A 23,245-nucleotide genomic window follows, 5' to 3' on the forward strand; every position below is an offset into this window, starting at 1 on the left:
AGGTGACACCGGAATACCTGCCCCCTGAATCCACCATGGCAGAGCCGCGGCTCAAGTGAGAAATGCCTTCCATAATTCATCATGCAGTCAGGCATTGTTTATACCTGATGAGTATCATTGATGGCCTTTCATCAATCTAAGATTTCATATTTGCGCCGATTTTTGATGTATATCAGCCACTTAGTTTCATCTTCATAGAGTGTTCAATAAACTGCAACAAACCTGTCATAAAACTCTCCTAACCTGTGCCTCGTTCGTTAAACAACTGATTGGCAATTCCGCCAAATTCGAAAGGATATGGAAAAATGAAAGCAAAGGTTATCGGTGCTATCACACTGGCTGGCTCAATGATGTTTAACCCGGCTATGGCGGCTGAAACAATTTCTGTTGTGGGCTCTTCTTCTGTAACGCCATTGATGGAAGTATTCGGCGAGACTTACGCAAAATCCCACGATGTTGTGGTTGAGGTTCAGGGTCCTGGTTCTTCAGCCGGTATCCGTGCAGCACACGACGGTTCTTCTGATTTGGGTATGAGTTCACGTGATCTGAAATCGTCTGAGAAAGCCTCTGACATTCAGGAAGTTGTCATTGCCCGTGACGGTATCGCTGTTGTTATCCACAATTCAAACCCGGTAAATGACCTGAGCAAAGAGCAGGTTTCTCAAATTTATAAAGGCGAAATCACCAACTGGAAACAAGTCGGTGGTGAAGACAAGCCTATCGTTGTAGCTACCCGTGATACCGCCTCAGGTACCCGTGGTGCATTCGAAGACATCATGTCTCTGAAGCGTAAAGTCAACGGTAAAACCGTTACTGCTATCTCTCAGCGTGCACAGGTTGCCAGCGGTAACGGTCAGCTGAAAACTATGGTTGCCAGCAACCCGTTCTCTATCGGTTACATTTCTCTGAGCTCTGTAGACGACTCTGTGAAAGCGCTGTCAATTGAAGGCCACACGCCATCGGTTGAAGCGATTAAAGCCGGCGACTACGGTGTACAACGTCCATTCCTGGTGGTTTACAAAGACGGACGCCCTTCTAAAGCCGCTCTGGATTTCCTGAACTGGATGAAAACCGCTGACGCACAAAAAATCGTTTCTGAGCAAGGTTTGATTTCAACTCACTAATTTGCAATGCCTTTTCCGGCCTGGTATGCAGGCCGGATATTTCGATTTCTCAGTACCTGAAGTTTTTGGTTCAGCGTCTGGAGTAATGCAAAATGACCATCGCGAACAATATTGAGAACACGCAGAAGAAGCCTCAGCTTGCTGCTGCAGATAAAATTGACTGGCGTGAACTCTTTTTTAAATACCTTTTCCTGGCTAGTGCTGTCATTGGAATTTTGTCTCTGATCACTATCGGCTATTTCATTTTCCGTGAAGGCTATGCCGCTTTCGCTGAAGCCGGTTTCTCCGGCATTGTGCTGGGTGATGAATGGTTACCACCTGCCTTGTTCGGCATCTTCCCTATGATTGTTGCTTCTGTGGTCTCTACCGCAGGTGCTGTGATTCTGGGTGTGCCGGTCGGTGTGATGACCGCGATCTTTATCGCTGAAGTGGCCCCCAAGCGCCTGGCCGACATCATTCGCCCTATGGTTGAACTGCTGGCGGGTATCCCCTCTGTGGTTTACGGTTTCTTCGGTCTGGTGATTATCGTTCCTCTGATCCAGAACGTATTTAATGTACCGGCTGGTAACACGGTGCTGGCGGGTATCATAGTCCTGGCGGTCATGATTCTGCCTACGGTGATTACTGTGTCGGAAACCTCCATTCGTGCCGTGCCGCGCAGCTATAAAGAAGGCTCGCTGGCGCTGGGTGCATCGCATATTTTCACCATTTTCAAACTGCTGGTTCCGGCCGCCCGTTCCGGCATTATGACAGGCGTCATTCTGGGTATCGCACGTGCATTGGGTGAGACCATGGCCATCATCATGGTCATGGGTAACTCCCCGGCTATGCCTGAGGGCATCCTGGATTCAGCACGTACCCTAACCGCCAATATCGCGATTGAAATGTCGTACGCCACCGGTATTCACGCCAGCGCCCTGTATGCCACAGGTATTGTTCTGCTGGTGTTCATCATGATGCTGAATGCCGCCCTGCTCTACCTGAACCGTGAGCGCGCGAGGTAATCACAATGACGCTATCAACAACCACACATCTGCAGGCGAGTAACCCTGCCAGACAACAACTCAAAGACAAAATCTACCTCAGTGTGATCTGGACCTCGGCCACAGTAACGGTCGGCTTCCTGCTGTGGGTCGTCTGGTACATCCTGAGCAACGGTCTTGCCTACGTTGACTGGACATTCATCTCCAGCAACTACACAACGCTGGGCGAGGAGTCAGGTATCTGGCCGATGATCGTTGCCACGCTGTACATGGTACTGGCATCAATTCTGGTTGCGGCGCCCATGGGCATCATGACCGCGATATACCTGACTGAATATGCCAAAGTCGGCAGCCGCCTGGTGAAAGTGATCCGCTTCTGTACCGAGTCACTGGCGGGTATTCCTTCTATTATTTACGGCCTGTTCGGTATGACCTTCTTTGTGGTTGTGCTTGGCTTGGGCTTCTCGATTTTGTCTGGCGCGCTGACACTGAGCATTCTGATTCTGCCCGTGATCATCCGCACCACAGAAGAAGCCTTGATGGCAGTGCCGCAAACTTACCGTGAAGGTTCATACGGACTGGGCGCATCGAAAATTTACACCATCTGGCGTCTGATATTGCCAAGTGCAATGCCAGGCATAGTCACTTCTATCATCCTCAGTGTAGGTCGTGTTATCGGTGAATCGGCACCGGTATTTATGACAGCAGGCATGGTGGCCCGTCTCCCGGAGAGTCTGCTTGACTCCGGCCGGACGCTCACCGTGCACCTGTACAAGCTGACTCAGGAACTCTACACCATTCACGAATGGCATCAGGCTTACGCCACTGCCACGATTCTGATTGTGATTGTTCTGATCATCAACCTGTGCACCAAACTGCTTGCCAAACGTTTTAACACTGCGACTTACTGATTTCGGGGAAATACATTATGAACAAATTTAATATTGAAAATCTGGATCTGTTTTACGGCGACAACCAAGCACTGAAAAAGATCAACCTGCCGATTCCAAATCGTCAGGTGACAGCATTAATCGGCCCGTCCGGTTGCGGCAAATCCACCCTGTTGCGCTGCCTGAACCGCATGAATGACCTGATTGAAGGTGTGAAGATCAAAGGCAAACTGTCGATGGACGGTGAAGACGTTTACGGCAACATAGACGTTTCCAGACTGCGCATTAAGGTGGGCATGGTGTTCCAGAAGCCCAACCCTTTCCCGATGAGCATTTACGAAAACGTAGCTTACGGCCTGCGTGCTCAGGGAGTGACCGACAAAAAACGTCTCGATGAAGTGGTGGAACAATCGCTGCGCGGTGCCGCGCTGTGGGATGAGGTGAAAGACCGCCTGAAATCACACGCCTTCGGCCTGTCTGGCGGTCAGCAGCAGCGTCTGTGTATCGCCCGCACCATCGCCATGGAGCCTGAGGTCATTTTAATGGATGAACCTACTTCAGCGCTGGATCCGATTGCGACCAAGAAAATTGAAGATCTGATGGAGTCACTGAAGAAAGACTTCACTATCGTTATCGTCACCCACTCCATGCAGCAGGCACGCCGAATTTCAGATCGTACCGCCTTCTTCCTGATGGGTGAGCTGGTCGAACATGACGATACTTATGCGCTGTTCAACAGCCCGCGAGATGACCGTACCCGCGGCTATGTGAACGGCGACTTCGGTTAAGCCTGGATTCCAGACGGCACAAGCATGCCGTGAAATCCGGCCTGTGTCCGACACAACAGAGTCCCGAAACGACAGATAATAAAAGCGATGGTAAGTATTTGCCCCCAATATTGGGGGCTTTTTTTGCTCTTTTTTTACCCATTCCTGACATTTCACACAACAGCCGGACTTACACTCAAATGAACACTGATTAATTCTATTGGCGCCGGACATTCAGGCCAAGATCAGACAGGTGAGATGATGCAAAAGAATCATGAAATTTCACATGCTAAATCCTGGATTAACAAGCTCGCAGCAATGGATGCTCACCCCAAACTCACAGGTATCCTGCAATCTTCGCGGATCATGACGCAACAATATGCCGCCTATTGCCGTTTACATAACCTGATGGCCTTTGCCTATTCACAAAATGGCCACCAGCAGCTGCTTGCTGACACCCTTGCCGCTTCAGGATGCGACACCCTCATCTGTGATCAACGCCACTACCCTGCACTCTGGTATATGCTGCATCAGGTTAACCGGCCTATGCTGATCATTCTGAACCAGGAAATGTGGACGCCGGACTGGTGCTGGCAATTTGATCATCATCAATTCCTTTGCCAGCAGGACTTGCTCTGACCTCAACAGCAACGGTTAGCATGTTATAATCACGGCACTCATTCTCATCGCGGCACACTCGTTGCCGCGATGTATTTGTATTTATCTCCCTGAACCGGAATACCGCTCTACTATGCGCAAGCTTTTACTCATTATTACGTTGCTTATATACAGCCTCAATGTGTTTGCCCAGGCTGAAACACCCCCTTCTCAGCTGGATGAGCTGTCGCAGCTGAACCAGGAAGTCATGGAGCTGTATCAGGCCAGCCAGAACCGTACCGGCACCACACGTGATGTACTGCGCATGCAGGTACTCAATAAGAACAATGAACTGCGCGACAAGATCGGGGAATTAATCAATGAGCCGCCGGAAGGATCAGCCGCTGCCCTGCTGGATTATGTCAAACGGCAGGAACGCTACACCGACAGTACGGCAAACTATCTGAGCAACAAGATTCAGGCTGATGAAAAAGCGCTGGACAAAGCCTCACAGGAAGAGCAGTTACTTAAGCTCAAGCAGTTGAATGAAGAGCGCATGCTGTCTGTTCAGATGCTGGGCGATCAGTGGGAAAACTACCGCTGGATGGAACAGCTGGGCCATAATGCGGATCAGAAAAAAACCAAACTGGCTAAAGCCATCAGCAACCGGTTAGAGTTCGTCTCTGCCTCGCTCGAATACAACGACCAGCAGGAAAAAATGCTGGCCAAACAGCTCAAAGAGGCGTCAGAGAGTGAGAAAGCCTCATTGCAGCTGATGCACATTCTGGCACAACGCAAACTGTCGAGCGATATTGACCGCTTAAACTACTTAATCAACCTTGCTGATCAGGCACAGATAGATACGTCAAACTACAAAAAGCAGCAATTTGAAGTGACCGGCGATCTCACCAATGACATCCTGAATCCGCAGGTGATCTACTCAATTGTCTCTGCCTGGACTGAAAACCTGAAAAAATGGCTGATTGATAATACCCCGCAGGTGTTATTCAAAGTGCTCATCTTCGCCCTGGTCATTTTGCTGTTCCGGCTGTTAAAAAACCTGACACGTAAAGTGGTTAAGCGTGCCGTGGCTTCACCCAACCTCAAGATGTCGCAACTGATGCAGGACTTCTTCATTTCCATGTCGGGCAAAACGGTCTTTTTCCTCGGGCTGTTAATTGCCTTGTCACAGGTTGGGCTTAACCTTGCGCCGATACTGACGGGTTTCGGTGTGGCCGGTGTGATCATCGGTTTTGCTTTGCAGGACACCTTATCTAATTTTGCTTCAGGTATGATGCTGCTGATTTACCGTCCTTTTGATGTCGGCGATTTTGTTGAGGCCGGCGGGGTGTCCGGTAAGGTCAGCCACATGAGCCTTGTCAATACCACTATCCGTACCTTTGATAACCAGATCATCATAGTGCCGAACAGTAAAATCTGGGGAGACACCATCAAGAATGTCACCCACGAGCGCGTTCGCCGTGTCGATATGGTATTTGGGATCGGCTATAAAGACAGTATTGAGCAAGCCGAAGCCATTTTACATGACATCATTGATAACCATCCGGCTGTGCTGCGCACTCCGGAGAAAACCATCAAAGTACACACACTAAATACTTCTTCGGTGGACTTTATTGTTCGTCCCTGGGTGAAAACGGATGACTACTGGGATGTGTACTGGGATGTCACGCGCGAAGTCAAACTGCGGTTCGACAAAGAAGGCGTTTCTATCCCCTTCCCACAGCAGGATGTGCATTTACACATGGTCAGCCCGGAAAAGAACGATGCGTAAAAACATCCAAGTTGAATTGCTTCTACACTAAAACACACGGTTTACGGAATTTTTTGTCTTACCGTTAGTCAAAAATCTTCGAATCCATTTGGGGAAATACAATGAAAAAACACCTGCTGACCGCCATGGGCACTGCCCTGCTGTTATCTGCCTGCGCCGGAACCGGTGGCAACACAACCACTGACACCTCTGCTGATCTGACGCAATATGAATGGGAACTGTCAAAGATCGACAATCAGGCCGTCACCATCCCAAGCATGGGCGCTGTGCCGACTCTGGGGTTTGAAAATAACACCATGGCGCATGGGCATTCCGGCTGTAACCGCTATTTCGGCTCTGCTGAAGTCAAAGACGGCCAGTTCCGGATTGAAAAAATGGGCATGACCATGATGGCCTGCCCGGATGATGCGATGAAACTGGAGCGTGTGATGAGTGATACGCTAAGCCAGTGGAGCAAAGCCGAAGTCAAAGGAAATACGCTGACGCTCAGTAATAACCAGCATACCCTGACTTTCACCGCCACTCAGCCAATGTAATTCGCCACCATTTTGATTTTGTCTGACAGCATCAACTGAGCGCCTTCTCAGTTGATGCTTGTTGCTGACGAACCTCTGCGCTCACCTTGTTAAATCCTTCCTGCTGCGCCTGATACAGCAAAGCTTCTGTTTGATGGAACAGGGTTTCTGCTGTTATTCCTTTGATGTCAAAAACGGTGATTGCACCGACAGACACAGTCAGATAAGGATTGGCGCTCATTTCAGTATTGGCCAGATTCAGACGTTCCGCTGCAGTGCGCAGGTGGCGGGCAACCACTTCACCATTGTTGGTATTTGGCAAGACGGCGGCAAACCTGTCATCATCAAGCCGCGCCATCATATCGGCGGGACGTTTCAATGTTCTGCCCAGCTCGTTGGCCAGCATCCTGAGGCTGGACTCATACATGTCCTGCGGGCACTGGCTGACAAAATGCGCGTAGTCATCAATTTGGATCAACACCACCACCAGCGGGGATTGTTCACGACGTGCGACTCTGACCGCTTTATCCAGACTTTCTTCAAACGCTCGCTGATTGGCGATACCCGTCAGCGGATCAATCAAACTCATACGTTCCAGCTTTTCGTTCACCGCCAGCAGCCTGTCATGTTGCTGATTCAGAGTATCCAGATATTGCTGGCCTCGCTGGAACACGAAGAAACTCACCAAGGCAGCAACAGCAAAAAATGCGTTAACTCCCCAGAAGACCCACCAGGGCGTTGATGACTGATGCTGGCGAATATAATCCTGCATCGGTGTGGCTTCAATCACCCAGCGGCGGCCACCTTTGCTCAGCACCTGATGAACATAGCGATAATCAGGCGCATACTCACGGCTGATCGCCTCCTGGGTCAGCATTTTCTGGCTATAGTGGTAATGCCGTTGCTGGCTAACCGGCCTGGTATCCAAAACCGGCACCAGGCTGAATACCCATTTATTTGACTGAGGCGCCAGGGTATCAATCAGTGTCAGGGCAAAGGGCTTGACCTGGGTTAAGCCGGGTGATGAGAGAAAAATCTGCGCGGGATTAAACACCCCCGCCACAAAGCCCAGCAGGCTGTCCTGCCGCTCTGCCTCCGACATAGGTTCAGGGAACTCGTACACAGGCAACAGGCTGAGAATACCCTGTGCGGTGACATCATTGCGCTGGAGCTGGAGCGGGACAGTCAGTTGCAGCTGCCCGGTATCTCTGGCGCGCTGAACCGCTTCAAAACGCAGGGAGTGCGAGCCCATGTCATAGCCTATTACCGCCTCGTTTCCGGTGACAGGCTCCACATAATAAACCGGATAGTAAACGGCTCGCTCGCTGGCCGCTACGCGCTCACCGGACGCAACCTGTTCGGTAATCACATAGCCGGGCAGCCATTCATTGGCCCGTTGCTCTAAGCGGGCACGATCGGCCTGATCCACTTCGGGAATCCATTCCAGGGCAGTGATCGCCGGAAAACGGGCAAGAATTTTATCTGTCAGTGCCGCGAAACCCTGTGCATCCGGTATGCCGTTGGTGTCCAGATTCAGCTGCAGGGTATAGAGCGCTTCAAAGTGGCTGTTCATCGCCTGAATAAAGGCATGTGAGGCTTCTGTAACATCCGATTCAAATTCCTGCTGAATTCGGCGGGTTTCCAGATGAGAGAAAAAAAGCAGCATCACAATCGACAATAGCAACCCGGCAAACAAGAGTAAGCCAATAAATGTAAGACGTTGTCGCTTCATCAAATTCCCTTAAACAATTTAATTACACCGGGTTTCAATCCTATTTTCAGCCAGGTGCCGTCTATTTGCCAGTTTGGTTTCAGATAACAGATACAAGATCACTATGCGACCCGCATGACACCCTAATGTAATCGATTATAGACGTCTAGATGTTTACACTTCTCTCGATAACCAGTACTCTGAACAGCAGTAATCTTCAGGGACTGAGTGAACATGATTGAAATTAAACACCTTCGCACATTAGCGGTACTGAGAGACACCGGTTCCCTGACGGCAACAGCCAACACCCTTTGTCTGACCCAGTCGGCGCTGTCTCACCAAATTAAAGATCTTGAGCAGCGGATTGGTGCACCGCTGTTTTTACGCAAAACACGTCCGGTCAGATTCACCGCAGAAGGCGATATCCTGCTGAAACTCGCCGATGAACTGATGCCCCGTATCGCACGCGCCGAGCATGAACTCGCCAATCTGAAAGAAGACGCAAAGGGCCGGCTGCATATGGCTATTGAATGCCACTCCTGCTTCCAGTGGCTGATGCCTGCGCTGAAGGAATACCAAATTCACTGGCCGGCGGTAAGCCTGGATTTTTCATCCGGCTTCAGTTTCGAGCCCATTCCGGCTCTGGCTGCCGGGGAGCTCGATCTGGTGATAACATCCGACATTAATCCGCGTTCGGAAGTGCACTACGAACCCCTGTTCGACTTTGAGATGCGTCTGGTGGTGTCGCCGCAGTCTCCTCTGGCCGAATTGAGCACAATCAAACCGGCCGATCTGGCCAGCCAGACCATGCTGACCTACCCGGTGCAAAAAAACCGGTTAGATGTGGTGAAACATTTTCTGCAGCCTGCCGGCATTGAACCTAAGGTATGGAAGCAAGCCGATAATACCCTGATGCTGGTACAAATGGTGTCAGCAGGCTTGGGGGTGGCCGCCCTGCCTAACTGGGCAATTCATGATTTTGCCCGCCAGGGGCTGATAGCCAGCAAACCTCTGGGTAAAGGCTTGTGGCGAAGACTGTATGCGGCGATTCGCGCATCGGAGAAAGAGCGCCATTACCTTCAGGCCTTCTTTGCGACGGCCCGGCAGCAGTGCCAGACCCACCTGGAGGGCATTAAAGCCGCCTGAAACCAGAGACCTGAAAAAACAAAGGGCACCGATACGGGTGCCCTCTGCTCATTTAAATTGATTGGAAATGGGATCGTAACGGTAGCCGAGGGCTGCCATTTTTTGTCTCAGTTGTTCCTGATCCAGCTCGTAACGGCTGGAAAGATCGTCAATCGTATCGCATTCCAGGCGCAGCCTTTCATTCACTATGCCCAGCACTATGTTAGCGTCCATGTTCAGCAAGTTACTGATTTCCACCTCTCCCTCCTCCGGCTACTGCCGTTTAAGCCTCAGACCCAGAGTCAAACAACTCCTCTTGTTGTTAGCATAGACGCTCAAGCCGTCATTCGACCAGTCAGAACACTGAAAGCTGGCATCCTGCTGAGGCAGACAGCAATAACAGCACACCGGACAACTGCCAGACTTTGACCGGCTTCGCCAACACAATATGGCCCACCCAAATCACCTGAGCGGCAATCAGCAATAACAGTGCCGCACAAATCACCAGCAACTGGCTTTCCACCTGTGCCTGCGGCACAGAGTAAAGCTGTCCTGAAAACAGCAAAACGCTCAGTATGGCACTCACCAGCCCTGCCGCCGGTAAAACCCGGTGAAAAGCCTGCAAACGCGTACGCGATTGGGTCAGCAGCAGGTGCGCCAGAGCGGCACCAAACATCACAACGGCAACCAGGCTTTGCGCTTTTTCAGCCCATGACAGCGAAGAGAGTGTCATCAGCCAGCTCAGCACTGCCATCGCGCACGACGCATACAACAGCTTCAACGGTCCCTGATCCCGCGTCTTACCGGTTTTTACCTGAAAAGTGAACCAGGCTAAACCCAGAAGAGGCAACAGTGCCACCGGCTGGTTGATGCATGCGATTAACCAGCCCAGCAGCAGCACAGGAAGCATCTTATGGACCCGGCCTCGCTGGCCCGGACAGATCTCCCCTTTCGTTAAAACGAGAGTAAGAATCATCTGTGCTCCCAACAGAGCAGAGATCAGTAAAGTGGTATAGGTCATATTCATGAAAGGCTACAGAAGAAAGAGAAAAACGCCCGAAATTATATCAGAACAGTACTAAAAACATCCATTGCTCAAATTTTCCGACAATTAACCTGGTTTCACATGCATTATATGAACCAAGATCACGGTTTTGAGGTTCGTCTTGTAGAATAATTGTTCGATTATAAAAATAAAGGGCGTTTACCGTCTGTTTTTTCTCACAAAACAGATGTCAGATGAGCTGGAAGCAAAGATGATATCGACTTATAACCACTACCATAGGCTGTTGTGCCATGCGCTCAAGCTCTATATTCCGGATCTATGGAGTGCTAAAGCGCACACCCAGAGTTTCCAGAATACACGAAGCGGGTACCTGCGCAGCCGAATTTCTCTGCTCTGCATTGTATGGGCAGTACTGATCATTGCATGGATACCTTTTGACTTTTTTTACCTCAATACCGGAGAAGATACCCGCATTGCCAGCGCCCGTTTACTTTTAGCCATATTTTTAACGGGCATTGCGAGAATCAATGAAACCCACACCACCTTGCATCAGTCACAATGGTGCATGACACTCATGGTTTTAGGTCTGAACCTCTTCTACGCCTACTGCATCTGGGTACTGGGCTTCCCCAAAGTGTACAGCGGTTTTGAATACGGCTACACATTGCTGCCTATTTTACATGTCGCCATTTTAACTATCCTGCCAATTACGCTGAAGGAAAGCCTGTGCCTGCTGGCATTCACCGCCGTCACAGAAATCGCGGTCGATTTACAGACAGGTGCCGTCCTGATGCCGGAAACGCTGGCCAATTACTGGCTGCAGAACGTACTGGCCATAGTCGTCATCTGGTCACAGTTATCCAAGCTTTACATGTTGATGCGTTTATACCGTCAGGCAACCCTGGATCCGTTAACCGGTATTTACAATCGGCGAATGTTACTGCAGCAAGCCCAGAAAGCCATGGAAAACTGTCAGGCCAAACGTCAGCCTTTTTCGCTGCTGCTGTTTGATATCGATCGTTTCAAGCGCATCAATGATATCTGGGGACATGGCGTTGGCGACAAAGTACTGCGCGGTTTTGCCGATCATCTGCAGCAGGCATCGCGGAAAACCGATCTGTTCGGACGCTATGGCGGCGAAGAATTTATTCTCTGCCTGCCCTGCTGCGATACCTTAACAGCGCAGAAAATTGCAGACCGGATGTTAGCCGATATCCGTGCACTGGAACTGCCCACTGATATAGAAGAAACACATGTGTCGATCACAGCCTGTATCGGCATTGCAACATTTACCGCAGGTGACAGCCTGATGACCATGATAGACCGTGCCGACCGGGCGTTATACGAGTGCAAAGATGCCGGGCGCGACTGTTATCGGTTTCACCCCTACGGCTATCATTACCGCGACAGGCGCAAGCCATTAGAATCCCTGGCCAGTGAAACCAGCAGCGAGGCTTAATCCCGTCTGAGCCGAGTACAATGTTAAATAGCCACCGATACCGCCGGCTCGGTGGCCTGCTTTCTTCCCAGACGCCAGCACAAGGCATACAGAGCAAAATACAGCACACTGCCGCCCACCAGCACGCCGTACCAGTCCCAGTGCTGCCAGCAGGTGATCAGGTAAAAGCCACCCAGGCTGCCGCCGACATAATAATGCACCAGGTAAAGGGCGGTCGCCGTGGCTTTTCCTGTTTTCGCTTTCTGACTCACCCAGGCATACGCCAGAGAGTGAGTGAAAAACGCACCGGAGCTGATTAACAGCAAACCGCTCAGCATAGCCGATACAGAGTCCAGCGCGGCGACCCACATCCCCAGCGCACTGATTGTCGTACCCAGTATCATGCCGCTCACCGGCTTATACCTGATGCTCCAGCTGCCACTGAGTTTGGCGGTCAGCGTCCCGCTCAGATAACACAGGAATATCAAAGACGCCCAGCTAACCGGCAAGGAATAAGGCGGTGAGACCAGCCTGAAACCCATCACAGAATACAGGTTCACAAACAAGGCAAAATTGATACCGCCAATCAGCATAGGGATCCACAATACCGGTTGCTGTAAATGCCGGAACACATGTTTTGTGTGATGCCTGAGCTGTCCGCGCTGAGGGGTGAAATGTTGCTGCTGCGGTAACAATCTGGCGACCACCAGAGCACCAACCAAACTAAAAAGGGCCATACCCAGTACAGCCCCCTGCCAGCCCCAGGCGTCAGACGCAAAACCGCCGAACAACCGCCCGGCAATACCACCCAGTGAGTTGGCACTGATATATCCGCCTACCGCCAGCGACAGGGCTTTAGGTGAAAACTCCTCAGCCATATAGGCCACAGCAACCGCGGCAAACCCTGCCAGCGAGGCGCCCATCAGCGCCCGGGCAAGACTCAGCATCAGCAAGCTCTCAGTCAATAGCATCAATACGCCCACCACAGGCAATAAAAACAGACTCAGCAGCATCACCCTGCGTCGGCCAATCATTTCGGAACTGACAGCCCAGGGCACCAGAGTCAGTGCCAGGGCCAGTGTACCGGCAGCCAGCAGCCAGTTAACTTTGGTGGCACTCACGGAAAAGGCCTCCGTCATCACAGGTAACAGCGGCTGGAAGAGATACAAATTACAAAACACCAGAAATGAGCCAAGAGCCAGCGCAAAACTGGCCCGACGATAGGCAGAACTATGGATTTCTATCACAGACAGGCACCGGATCATGAAGAGTTGCTGAAACAGTAGCAATTTCCCTTTGATAGTGAAAATATATTAAAAATATCGACTCCATATCTTTTATTAATAGCCGGAGTAACCAATGGACATTCGCCAGCTCACGTATTTCATTGCCATTGCAGAGGCCGGCAGTTTCACTAAGGCCGCAGCAAAACTGCACATAGCCCAGCCCGCTTTAAGCATTGCGATAAAGAAATTCGAACAACAGTTAGAGATGCCATTGTTTCACCGCAGCGATCGCCAGATAGTGCTGACTCACGAAGGTGAGGTACTGATTCAGCATGCCCGCTTAATTTTGCAGCAGGTGGATGATGCCAAGATCGCCATGGCGGAATTAAAGGGGCTACAAAAAGGCGAAGTCCGGCTGGGGGTGCCCAGTATGCTGGGTTCGTATTTTTTCCCCGAGATCCTGATGGGGTTTAAATCCCGCTACCCCAATCTCAAACTGACGCTGGTTGAAGCCGGTACCCAATCGATCCGCTTGATGCTGCTTAACGGAGAGCTGGATTTAGGCGTGATCCGCAGTGCCGATCTCCCCGACAGCCTTGAAGCCGAACCGTTACTCACGTCAGAAATGGTGGCTGTCGTCAGCCCGAACCACGAATTTGCCCGGCAGTCCTCGGTGTCGTTCGAACAGTTTTTCAGCCAGGAGCTGGTGATGTTCAAGCAAGGCTACTTTCATCGCGACTATATTGACCATGTCTGTCAGGCACATCAGCTCAAACAGCACATCGCGTTTGAAACCAACCTGTTGCCCATGATCCTGAGTATTATCCGGCAGGAGTTTGCCATATCAGCCTTACTGGAAATGGTCACCCGCCACGAACCCGGCCTGGCAGCTGTGCCTTTCGAACAACCGGTACAGCTCAGTCTGGCTATCGCCTGGCGAAAAAATGGTTACTTATCGATGGCTGATCGGGCATTCATGGAATTTATCAAAGAGCATCAACGCCATCGCCGATTGCATTTAGCGTGATCCGGCATTTCAGGGTGGGTGTATGAAAAGTTGCAAATTCGCAATGTGATCCAGCTCACGTGAAAATTTCCAATAGATGATGTTTGTGTTTCATTTTCTTTTACAATGGATGTTTGCTTGGGAGCCTGATCGCGCCGGAATGTCAAAAGCCAGACCGGATTTCTGTCTGCCAGATCCTTGAAGGACTGCAGAATTTCGATCAGAGTCACATGGCCATTGAAAAATTATGGTCTTTCCAGGCACGTCGACCGTATCACTGACTAGCATGGATGATTCACGAATGTTTGAAAAAATCGTTGCCGCACCAGCTGACCCTATCCTGGGACTGACTGAAGAATTCAAAAATGACACTCGCGCTGAGAAAATCAATCTGGGCGTTGGCATCTACAAAGATGAATCGGGCAATACCCCGGTTCTGGCGACAGTGAAAAAAGCTGAAGCTATCCTGCTGGAAAAAGAAACCACCAAATCTTATCTGAGTATTCCCGGAACAGCAGAATACGGTCTGGCTGTTCAGGAACTGCTGTTCGGCAAAGATGCCGCCATTATTACTGACAAACGTGCCCAAACGGCTCAAGCGCCGGGTGGCACAGGTGCACTGCGCGTAGCAGCTGAGTTCATTAAACGCCAGCTGGGCGATGTGACCGTGTGGATCAGCAACCCAACCTGGGCAAACCACTTCGGTGTCTTTGGCGCTGCAGGTCTGCAAACAGAACAATATGCTTACTACAATGCCGACACCAAGAGCATGGATTTCGATGCTTTACTGAGCTCTCTGGCTCATGCTAAAGCAGGGGATGTGGTATTGCTGCACGGTTGCTGCCATAACCCGACCGGTATCGACCCGGATGCCGATCAATGGCTGGCATTAGCAAAATTCTGTGCAGAGAAAAACCTGCTGCCAATGTTCGATTTTGCTTATCAGGGCTTTGCCAAAGGCGTTGAAGAAGATGCAACGGGTCTGCGTATTTTTACTGAACACAACAGTGAACTGCTGATCGCCAGCTCTTTCTCCAAGAACTTTGGCCTGTACAACGAGCGTGTCGGCGCCTTCACTCTGGTGGCGAAGACCGCTGAAGTAGCCAGCACGTCATTCAGCCAGGTTAAAAGCATTGCCCGTGTGATCTACTCTAACCCACCGGCTCATGGCGCAGCCATTGTGACTGAAATTCTGAACAATGCCGAGCTGCGTGCAGAGTGGGAGCAGGAAGTCGCAGACATGCGTGACCGCATTCAGGAAATGCGTACTCTGTTTGTGCAGACACTGAAAGATTTGGGTGTTGACGCTGACTTCAGCTTTATTGAGCGCCAGAACGGCATGTTCTCATTCTCTGGCTTGAATAAAGATCAGGTGACACGCCTGAAAGAAGAGTTTGCTATTTATATCGTAGGCTCTGGTCGTATCAGCGTGGCGGGTATGACCAAAGATAACATGCAGCCTCTGTGTAATGGCATTGCCGCTGTCCTGTAACTTTCAGGCTCAGTAACCGGCACAGAAAGGGGCGCTCACAGGGCGCCCCTTTCTTTTGGCTGTCTTTTGACTTTCTGTCTGATGCCTTACTGCATTTTGCTGACTTTGTTATTTACTGTGCTTTCGGTGCGCTGTCTGCCTGCTTCAAATCAACCGGATTTATCCAGCGGTAACACATTACAAAACAGCTCACGTTCATACTGTCGTTCCAGCTGATCGCGCCACGACTTCTTGGAAATATGAACCAGATAAAAGTTTTCCCGTGATGTATCTGTTACGAATGCCATATCAAACTGCATCAACTCGTAATGAATATCATGCACAAATCCCAGCGAGAAACTTTGCCGGCCAGTCAGCTGATTAATGTCCTCCCGGGTTAAACACACACCCTGTTCGTCCTCAGCAAAACGGTTACGTAACCATTCGGAAAACTCTCGAGCACTGATCATTGTCATATTACCTCGTCTGTGAGTGCCTACATCCGTGAATAATCCGATCCTCTTAAATAGGTATAGCAGAATAAGACTAGTTCGTCAGACCGAAACGAAATTACGCAATAAAATCAGCCATGAATGGTCAACTGTGAGAAATGATGATAGCGGGGATAAAGAGAGATAAATGATTGAAAAAGGCAAGAAAGGTAACCCGCCCCTGACAATTCAGGAACGGGGAAGGACAATTATAGCGTTTTATATACGACTTTATTGCCAGCAAGCTGAATGCGCTCAACAAGCCCTTCTTCAACCAGTTTTTTCAGGGCGCCCGTTGCCCAGGAAGCGGCTTTGCTGTCTTCCTGGCCGGCTTCAAGGCCGATACTTTTCGGGTTAATGCCTTCTGCATTGTTTGCCACTATGCCCAGCACCTGCTGTTGCTTGGGTGTCAGCGAGACAGTAACCGCGACTTTACCCGCTGGTGCTTCTGTTTTTTTCACATCAACCTGAGGCTTTGCTGCCGCTACCGGGGCTGCCTGCTTCACCGCTGCATTGGTGACAGGTTTTTGCGTCACTGCCGTGGCCGCTTTGATGCGTTTTTGCAGTTTAAGCTGTACTTTACGTTTGTGAGAGATTCTCATTAACTTCCTACTCCGTTGTACTACTTTCAGTCGCCAGTTTGGATGCCCAGCGGGAAAAAAGTAGCGCGAGTTATATCAAGGATGTCAGAGGAATGCCAGCAAACGGCTATTTTAAGCACAATAAAAGCCATATTTTGCGTATTTTAAGCGACAAGATCTCATTTTTATCTTTTTCAAGTTCATGCACTTAATAGAATAAATACCGGCTTTCATGCAAACTGGCCCTTACGCTTTGCATAAACAGTCGCCAATGATTTGACACCCATATTGCTAACCGCAACCCGTGAGTAACATCCTTGGACAATTTGCCATACTTGATAAAGATGACATCTTCATGCTCGCTCTGGAGTTATTTTGAATAGCGTATATATTCAGTCACCGCATCCCAAACCCGGTGCTTATCTGATCTGGCTCAGCCTGCTGGCGATACTCGTGCTGGGGCTGACGGTCTTTACCTTTCCCGACATTAACGGCGTCGCCGTCGCGCTGCTACTGCTCGCCATGACGACCTTGTTACTGATAGGGGTGAAACTCAACCGGCAGTCACCGATTACTTTCACCCTCACTTTCATGCACCTTCAATACCACAGCCCGCACGGCGGATGGCTGACCCGATGGCAGAATATCGCGGATATAGGACGTGCGTCGGTCAGCACTCAGGGCTGGCACAAACCCCTGCCCTGGATTGGCATCAGACTCAAACATTACGATGAATTTCTGGACAGCATCTGCCCCCGCATTGCCAGCCAGATCCTCATGGAACAGCGCGGCCTGATGATCATGGCCTACAAGCGCGCAGACAATCCGCCTCACGAAATAGAAGACATGTTATTTGATGACAAACACTATGTGGGGGACAACGGAAAAATCAATAAGGGGTTGCTCGCTATGCTGGCGAACCGTATGCGCTACAACAGAGAGCTGATGGGGTATGATTTTTTTATTTCAGAAGATTTGCTCGACAGGCCAGCCGATGACTTTATCGGTCTGGCTCGTCGTTTTCTGGCACAGGCCAGATAGGCCGATTACCAGAGCGGCATAGCATCAGCAACGTGCGGGTTACTGGCTCGCTCCTGACCAAAAGTCGACATTGGACCGTGGCCGGGAATAAAGCGTGTATCGTTGCCCAGCGGCCATAGCTTGGTTTTGATCGACGCAATCAATGTACCATGGTCACCACGCGGGAAATCGGTTCTGCCGATACTGCCGTTAAACAGCACATCACCCACAGCAGCCAGTCTGGCTTCTTCACTGTGCAGGACAACATGCCCAGGTGTATGGCCCGGCGTATGGTACACAGCCAGACTCTGCTCACCAAAGCGAATGCAGTCTCCCTCGTCAAGCCAGCGGTCAGGCTGAAACGAGGTCACGGGTGGAAAACCAAACATCTGGCACTGTTGCTGCAGCGAATCCAGCCAGAATGCGTCATCTTTGTGCGGTCCCCATACCGGCACCTCAAGCTGGGACGATAAAGGTGCAGTGCCGCCGACATGATCCAGGTGACCATGCGTCAGAACAATTTTCACCACCCTGATGCCTAATGATGCAATACGGGCCGTGATACGTTCAATATCCCCACCGGGATCGACAACCACACCTTCCAGCGTTTTATCACACCACAGAATTGAGCAATTCTGCTGAAACGGAGTCACTGGCACGATTTCAAACTGCAGACTCATACACTTGTCCTAACTGTTGCAAAACCGCGCTAGCATACCACACCCCTGCTGCTCTGCGTACTGCGCTTACCAGCGACGCACAGGACCTGTGTCAATGTGCACAAATCCGCTGCGGGGATAATAACCCACGCCACCCAACTTCAGGTCCAGTGCTGCACTGCGGACACGAGACAAAGAAATACCTTCCAGATTAAAATCAATGGCCTGACCTGTCATATGGTAGCTTTTCTTTGCCACTCCTTTGGTGGAGCCGCGCAGCATTTGATTGGTTTTGGGAGAACGGTAGCCCGATATGATGCGTACCTGACCTTTATGGCTCAGTTCTTCACGGATCTGGGAAATCGCATCGAACAGGCGTCGGTCCATTGGCGCCACTTCATTCTGACGAAAGTCGCGGCAAATATGGTTCATGCGCTTTAACTCTTTATCCAGATAGAACTTCCCGTCAAAGTAACGTGTTTCCAACTCTTCTTTGGTATGAATGTTACACAGGTACAGCTCTCGGGCACTCTTCGCGGTATATGGACTCGCAATCGCCATTTTTGGCAACATAAAGGCGCCTAATGTCAGTCCGCTCGCGATCAGGAGCTGACGACGCTTATTATCTACTTCTGACATCCTGAAAAACTCAACTGTAAAACACAAAAAAACAAGCGCAAAAGCCTGTAAACGACTGCACGATAGCCGTGTGTTTTCGATGAGTCAACGCAAAAATGTCAAAAAACAGACATCAAAAAAGCCATCAAATTGACTAGTTATTGACGTATAAGGATTTTAATTTTTGTAAATTGATGCAAATTTTTCTGAATCTGGTGAATTTTTATCCTGCTCATCGTATTGATACACATCGTTGCGGTAATTCACCAGCCCCTGATCGTCAATCCACGCTGTCTGATAGATCAGGAACACCTGAATTTTCTGTTTCACACCGACGGTTCTGGTCGCGCTCCGGCCGGCTAACTGATCAAAGCGCTGCTCAGATACACCCGCGTAAGTTAACAATACCTTCGCCATTTCGTCCGCGCCCTGAACGCGTATACAACCAGAGCTGAACGCTCTGAAATCTTTATTAAACAAACTTTTTGCCGGCGTATCGTGAAGATAAATGGCCTGATTATTCGGGATAGTAAATTTAAACCGTCCCAGTGCATTATGCGCCCCTGGTTTTTGCCGTAACCGGTACGGGAAGTTTTTCGCCGTCACATAGCGCCAGTTGATAGAACTGATGGGAATTTTCTCATTACTGTTCCAGCCGCGAAGTACGTCGTAATGATGACGGTACAGGTAGCCGCTGTCGTAGCGGGCTTTTGGCAGAATATCTTTTCTCATGATTGAGTTAGGGACATTCCAGTACGGATTAAACACCACAGCGGACAGATTAGAGCTCATGACAGGCGTTGGACGTTTGGGTTGCCCGACAATCACTCTGGTATCAAATACCATGCGATCATCCAGCCACAGATTCAGCGCAAAATCGGGAATATTCACAATCAGCCGCGACGGAAAATCTGACATCCACACCCGGCTGCGCTGGGCATTTAACGCCAGCAGACGAATACGTTCCTGAGGCGTCACCGCTAACCAGGCACGGGTTTGCGGGCCAATTGCACCGTCCACTTTTAATCCATGCCGTTGCTGGAAATGCTTCACGGCTTCGGCCAGGTCGACATTGTAGTGCTTCTTACCCGCGGTTCTGAGCTGCTCTGCCTGGTAGTCAGATAAGTCTCCCAGACGCTCAAGGATTGAGATTAAGGCATCGGGATCTCTCAGCCAGGCACCCAGACGGATAATGCCGGGCTGACTAAATACCGGCCAGGGCTTTTCCGCAATGACTTCCATACGGTTAATGGCTTGCAGAAACTGATTGTAGTGGCGTCCGGAAGGTTTGAGCGACGCCACGAAAGCATTGAGCTGATCACGTTCCAGTACTGCCATCAGATCAGCCAGACTTTCATCGGAAGGCGCAGGCATGCGCGCTGGCAGTTCCTCGCCAAACAGCCACTGTGTGCGGGAATCGACAACATTTTCAATAAAGCTGAGATATGCCAGTAAGGTGTCTGTCGCGAGCAGATCATACTGACGCCAATCGTTACTCTGTTTCAGCTGTTTGAGGCGCTTCAGGCGATGATTAAAATCCGGGCTGGTTTGCGCGAGTGTCAGCACCCATAACTGCTGTTCAAAATCAGTGACAGTGAAACTGTCTTGCCAGAGAGGTACATAGCCTAAACCGTGATAGAGCTGAGCAAGTTGCTCCCGATAGCGCAAATCCGGTAACTGAGCGGACACATCATTGACCCAGGCCAGTGACTTTTGCCGGATAAGTGCTAATTCATCCGCCTGTTGCTGAGCCTGAATCTGCTCCGGAGTTAGTACTACGGCTGCCGGTTCAGCGACGGCACTTGTTTCTGCCTCTGGTGCCACAGGCGCTTTGATATCCACACTGATCTCTGGCTCAGGAGCTGTGTGTAACCCATCCTGTGCATGCAGAGTATATGAAACACTGCTCACCACCAGAAGAAGCCCAATACGACCTAGCCTCGTCATGTGCGCTCTCCGCTACCATCAGTATCATTATGGCAAAGCGAAGCAATTATCGCTTGAAATCAAGCGATAACTCGATGCTTTCCCTATTTATAGTTATAAAGGTAGTGAGATATTCGAAAGGCCGTTGTTTCAAAGTTTCAACTGAACAGCAAATTCCAGTGGTTGTCCCACATCACTGCGGATTGCTCAACATGCCCTGAGTCTCGTGGTGTGCGGGTTAAGATTTTCCCTGCTCCTGAACCAACCAGCCACTGCCCCTCACTAACTGCCACCCCTGACGCATCAGTCAAAGGCCGTAAATCCACCAGCTCGCCAGTCTCTTCACGCCAGATGCCATAGCAGTTGCCTCGTGGTGAAGTAGCCAGCAGATAGCCATCCAGGCTGGCAATACTGGCAATATAATGGTTAAACCGCAGCCAGTCCTCGTCATCCGCCAGTAGTGGGCGAAGCGTACCGCCGCGTGTGTGCAGATGAATAAGCGGCGCGATCTGTTCTGGCTGCCCCCGGTATTGCTGACCACAGGCAATATCACCTGTGTCTGTCACAGCAAGGTGCCTGATACTCAGCCGTTTATCTGACAGCACAGCTTGCTCGACAACTTTCCCGCTCTGAATATCGAGATACACTAATGCAGGCTGCATGGTATCCAGATTTAACGGTTCGCGCCCCAGGGTATGTACGCCCCCGACACCAATCGCCAAAGTTTCCGGATCGGCCAGCACCACTTCATGAGGACCAATACCAAACCCGGTGTATTCAGTCACTTTTTGCAACCCGGCTGTCGTATCATAGACGCCAATCACGCCTTCACTGGTTGTGCTCACCCCTTCGGTGGCAAACAGGTAACGACCGTCAGCGGAAAATGCGCCATGGCCGTAATAGTGGCGGTTCTGATCAGCGCGGCGTATCGGCAGCCCCTCTCCCGTTGCCGGGTAAAAAGCCTGCATATAAGCACCCGGACGACGAGCAAAGGCCACCGCCAGTGCTCCGCCAGGCTGAATCGCCACACCGTGCCCGCGTTCAGGCAGGGCTATCTGGTGTATGGGTCGGCCGTGCGAGTCTGCCACAACAACGGCATAACGACCGTCTGCGGTTCTGCTGCAGCCAATGATACGCTCCCCGGCTTCTGCGCCGGTTGGCTGTCCTTTGCTGAGTTGCTCCTTGGTGATGTCTGCTGACGCACAGGCAGACAGTATCCCGGCAGCGGGAAGCAAAATAGCGGTGCCCAGCGCCTGCTTCAGCAGTGCCCGCCTTGTTAAATCAGTCACCATCGGTTGCATTAAACCCTACGACAATACCCAACGCGGGCGATACCTCATCATGGAGTGCGAAACGAATGTACTCCATGCCATTAAAAATACTGATGAGTTCGCGATAGCCATCGCGTGTTTTCAGTAACGCGCCCATGCTGGCACTTTGCGGCCAGCCGGCAAGCAGACTGTCGAACTGACCGGCAATTCGATCAGCCAGTGCAGTTTCACCCTGCGCCCGCAATAACGCATCCAAGCCTTTCCCTTCCGCCAGATACAACGACCGCATTGCCTGTATATTGGCTTTCAGATGGCTCATCGATGTTTGAGAACGCCAGGACTCCGCCTGATAAGGACGCGGATGACCCGGCTTGCCCATCGGCAATGTCAGCTTCTTCATGACAAAGTCCAGCTGATTGGTCAGGGCGCCAACGTATTCCCCCAGCGCCAGTTGCGGTGTCATTGCCTGCCAGGGATTGGCTTTCCAGGCCTCAGCCAGGGCTTCCCCGCTGTGTATCAGGCGCTGACTGACTGCCTGCGCCAGCGCACAGCCGTTGGTCTGGCTTAACCTGTCAGGATTGGCATACAGCAGCCATTCCATAGCCCCCAGCCCCTGTACGGCCACACTTTGTTCAGCCAGCGACTCGGCAGTCCATGTTGTGTCCTGCGCCAACAGCTGCTCCATTTTTCGCCCCGTAATGTCTTTCTTGTCCGGCCAGAACTGGATCTGCCAAGATAAAGCCAAGGCTTGTTCGCTGCCTTTCTCCCGGCCCTGAAATATCATCCAGTCCTGCATCAGCACCTGCCAGGCAGAGCGACTGGCAGCCAGCGTTTTCTCTGTCTGCGCCTGACACATCTCACCGACAGCGCTGCCCAGCACGCGGGCAGCGTCGGAAAATGCGGCTGCCGCTTTACTATGTTGCTGATGAATAACCGCACTGCTGGTTTCTTGGTTATCGTTGCAAGCAGTCAGTCCGGCCAGTGCAGAGATCAGGCTCAGCGCAACTATCGTTTTTCTCATTTTCATG

Annotated in this window: 23 protein-coding genes; 12 read left to right on the plus strand and 11 right to left on the minus strand. The window is 50.9% G+C overall.

Annotation, left to right across the window (positions count from 1 at the left end; all coding sequences use genetic code 11):
• Positions 1 to 305: 305 nt before the first annotated feature.
• The 7 genes from H511_RS0116250 to H511_RS0116280 all read left to right on the plus strand — a co-directional run bounded on the left by H511_RS0116250 (position 306) and on the right by H511_RS0116280 (position 6,689).
• Complete coding sequence (locus tag H511_RS0116250) at positions 306 to 1,124, plus strand: phosphate ABC transporter substrate-binding protein (RefSeq protein WP_027253256.1); 819 nt, start codon at positions 306 to 308, stop codon at positions 1,122 to 1,124.
• A gap of 92 nt (positions 1,125 to 1,216) precedes the next feature.
• Complete coding sequence (gene pstC / locus H511_RS0116255) at positions 1,217 to 2,128, plus strand: phosphate ABC transporter permease subunit PstC (RefSeq protein ID WP_027253257.1); 912 nt, start codon at positions 1,217 to 1,219, stop codon at positions 2,126 to 2,128.
• A 5-nt stretch (positions 2,129 to 2,133) separates the two neighbouring features.
• On the plus strand, positions 2,134 to 3,018 hold the full coding sequence (gene pstA, locus H511_RS0116260; protein ID WP_027253258.1) for a phosphate ABC transporter permease PstA: 885 nt from the start codon (positions 2,134 to 2,136) through the stop codon (positions 3,016 to 3,018).
• A gap of 17 nt (positions 3,019 to 3,035) precedes the next feature.
• Complete coding sequence (pstB, locus tag H511_RS0116265; RefSeq protein WP_027253259.1) at positions 3,036 to 3,785, plus strand: phosphate ABC transporter ATP-binding protein PstB; 750 nt, start codon at positions 3,036 to 3,038, stop codon at positions 3,783 to 3,785.
• A 240-nt stretch (positions 3,786 to 4,025) separates the two neighbouring features.
• A complete protein-coding gene (locus H511_RS0116270) occupies positions 4,026 to 4,403 on the plus strand; it encodes a hypothetical protein (RefSeq protein WP_027253260.1) in 378 nt (125 codons plus the stop codon).
• A gap of 112 nt (positions 4,404 to 4,515) precedes the next feature.
• Positions 4,516 to 6,153: a mechanosensitive ion channel family protein gene (locus tag H511_RS0116275; protein WP_027253261.1), complete on the plus strand. Its 1,638-nt coding sequence runs from the start codon at positions 4,516 to 4,518 to the stop codon at positions 6,151 to 6,153.
• 101 nt (positions 6,154 to 6,254) lie between these two features.
• Positions 6,255 to 6,689, plus strand: a complete 435-nt coding sequence (locus H511_RS0116280) for an META domain-containing protein (RefSeq protein ID WP_027253262.1) — start codon at positions 6,255 to 6,257, stop codon at positions 6,687 to 6,689.
• 31 nt (positions 6,690 to 6,720) lie between these two features.
• On the opposite strand, the gene H511_RS0116285 is transcribed toward H511_RS0116280, so the two are convergent.
• On the minus strand, positions 6,721 to 8,400 hold the full coding sequence (locus H511_RS0116285; protein WP_027253263.1) for a CHASE domain-containing protein: 1,680 nt from the start codon (positions 8,398 to 8,400) through the stop codon (positions 6,721 to 6,723).
• A 213-nt stretch (positions 8,401 to 8,613) separates the two neighbouring features.
• Between H511_RS0116285 and metR the strand changes: the two genes are divergently transcribed.
• The gene (gene metR, locus H511_RS0116290; RefSeq protein ID WP_027253264.1) at positions 8,614 to 9,525 is read left to right on the plus strand and encodes an HTH-type transcriptional regulator MetR; all 912 of its coding nucleotides are present in this window, start codon (positions 8,614 to 8,616) and stop codon (positions 9,523 to 9,525) included.
• A gap of 48 nt (positions 9,526 to 9,573) precedes the next feature.
• Here the strand turns inward: metR and H511_RS0116295 are convergent, their stop codons facing one another.
• Positions 9,574 to 9,762: a DUF4250 domain-containing protein gene (locus tag H511_RS0116295; protein ID WP_027253265.1), complete on the minus strand. Its 189-nt coding sequence runs from the start codon at positions 9,760 to 9,762 to the stop codon at positions 9,574 to 9,576.
• 97 nt (positions 9,763 to 9,859) lie between these two features.
• Positions 9,860 to 10,480 (minus strand): hypothetical protein, encoded by a 621-nt coding sequence (locus H511_RS0116300; protein WP_237583170.1) that lies wholly within the window; start codon positions 10,478 to 10,480, stop codon positions 9,860 to 9,862.
• A gap of 280 nt (positions 10,481 to 10,760) precedes the next feature.
• Here H511_RS0116300 and H511_RS23675 point away from each other — a divergent pair, with 280 nt between their 5' ends.
• Positions 10,761 to 11,969, plus strand: a complete 1,209-nt coding sequence (locus H511_RS23675; protein WP_162144623.1) for a GGDEF domain-containing protein — start codon at positions 10,761 to 10,763, stop codon at positions 11,967 to 11,969.
• Between the two features lie 23 nt (positions 11,970 to 11,992).
• Here the strand turns inward: H511_RS23675 and H511_RS0116310 are convergent, their stop codons facing one another.
• Positions 11,993 to 13,195 carry an MFS transporter gene (locus H511_RS0116310; protein WP_027253267.1) on the minus strand — a complete coding sequence of 401 codons (1,203 nt, stop codon included), beginning with the start codon at positions 13,193 to 13,195 and terminating at the stop codon, positions 11,993 to 11,995.
• A 112-nt stretch (positions 13,196 to 13,307) separates the two neighbouring features.
• On the opposite strand from H511_RS0116310, the gene H511_RS0116315 reads away from it, so the two are divergent.
• Complete coding sequence (locus tag H511_RS0116315; protein ID WP_027253268.1) at positions 13,308 to 14,201, plus strand: LysR family transcriptional regulator; 894 nt, start codon at positions 13,308 to 13,310, stop codon at positions 14,199 to 14,201.
• A gap of 280 nt (positions 14,202 to 14,481) precedes the next feature.
• A complete protein-coding gene (locus H511_RS0116320; protein WP_027253269.1) occupies positions 14,482 to 15,672 on the plus strand; it encodes an amino acid aminotransferase in 1,191 nt (396 codons plus the stop codon).
• A gap of 149 nt (positions 15,673 to 15,821) precedes the next feature.
• On the opposite strand, the gene H511_RS0116325 is transcribed toward H511_RS0116320, so the two are convergent.
• Positions 15,822 to 16,127 carry a hypothetical protein gene (locus H511_RS0116325; RefSeq protein WP_027253270.1) on the minus strand — a complete coding sequence of 102 codons (306 nt, stop codon included), beginning with the start codon at positions 16,125 to 16,127 and terminating at the stop codon, positions 15,822 to 15,824.
• Positions 16,128 to 16,351: 224 nt separating this feature from the next.
• Positions 16,352 to 16,744 (minus strand): hypothetical protein, encoded by a 393-nt coding sequence (locus tag H511_RS0116330; RefSeq protein ID WP_027253271.1) that lies wholly within the window; start codon positions 16,742 to 16,744, stop codon positions 16,352 to 16,354.
• Positions 16,745 to 17,098: 354 nt separating this feature from the next.
• On the opposite strand from H511_RS0116330, the gene H511_RS0116335 reads away from it, so the two are divergent.
• Entirely contained in the window at positions 17,099 to 17,764 is a 666-nt protein-coding gene (locus tag H511_RS0116335; RefSeq protein ID WP_027253272.1) for a DUF2982 domain-containing protein, read from the plus strand.
• Positions 17,765 to 17,769: 5 nt separating this feature from the next.
• Here the strand turns inward: H511_RS0116335 and H511_RS0116340 are convergent, their stop codons facing one another.
• From H511_RS0116340 to H511_RS0116360, 5 genes are all read right to left on the minus strand, one after another.
• Positions 17,770 to 18,423 carry an MBL fold metallo-hydrolase gene (locus H511_RS0116340; protein WP_027253273.1) on the minus strand — a complete coding sequence of 218 codons (654 nt, stop codon included), beginning with the start codon at positions 18,421 to 18,423 and terminating at the stop codon, positions 17,770 to 17,772.
• A gap of 66 nt (positions 18,424 to 18,489) precedes the next feature.
• Positions 18,490 to 19,041 carry a peptidoglycan L,D-endopeptidase MepK gene (mepK, locus tag H511_RS0116345; protein WP_027253274.1) on the minus strand — a complete coding sequence of 184 codons (552 nt, stop codon included), beginning with the start codon at positions 19,039 to 19,041 and terminating at the stop codon, positions 18,490 to 18,492.
• A 156-nt stretch (positions 19,042 to 19,197) separates the two neighbouring features.
• Positions 19,198 to 20,967: a L,D-transpeptidase family protein gene (locus tag H511_RS0116350; RefSeq protein WP_027253275.1), complete on the minus strand. Its 1,770-nt coding sequence runs from the start codon at positions 20,965 to 20,967 to the stop codon at positions 19,198 to 19,200.
• Between the two features lie 137 nt (positions 20,968 to 21,104).
• Entirely contained in the window at positions 21,105 to 22,247 is a 1,143-nt protein-coding gene (locus H511_RS0116355) for a DUF1513 domain-containing protein (RefSeq protein WP_027253276.1), read from the minus strand.
• A complete protein-coding gene (locus tag H511_RS0116360) occupies positions 22,228 to 23,238 on the minus strand; it encodes an imelysin family protein (protein ID WP_051288280.1) in 1,011 nt (336 codons plus the stop codon). The genes H511_RS0116355 and H511_RS0116360 overlap by 20 nt, the downstream gene beginning before the upstream one ends.
• Between the last annotated feature and the right edge of the window lie 7 nt (positions 23,239 to 23,245).

This window comes from Photobacterium halotolerans DSM 18316, from assembly GCF_000425165.1.
Classification (GTDB): Bacteria; Pseudomonadota; Gammaproteobacteria; order Enterobacterales; family Vibrionaceae; genus Photobacterium; species Photobacterium halotolerans.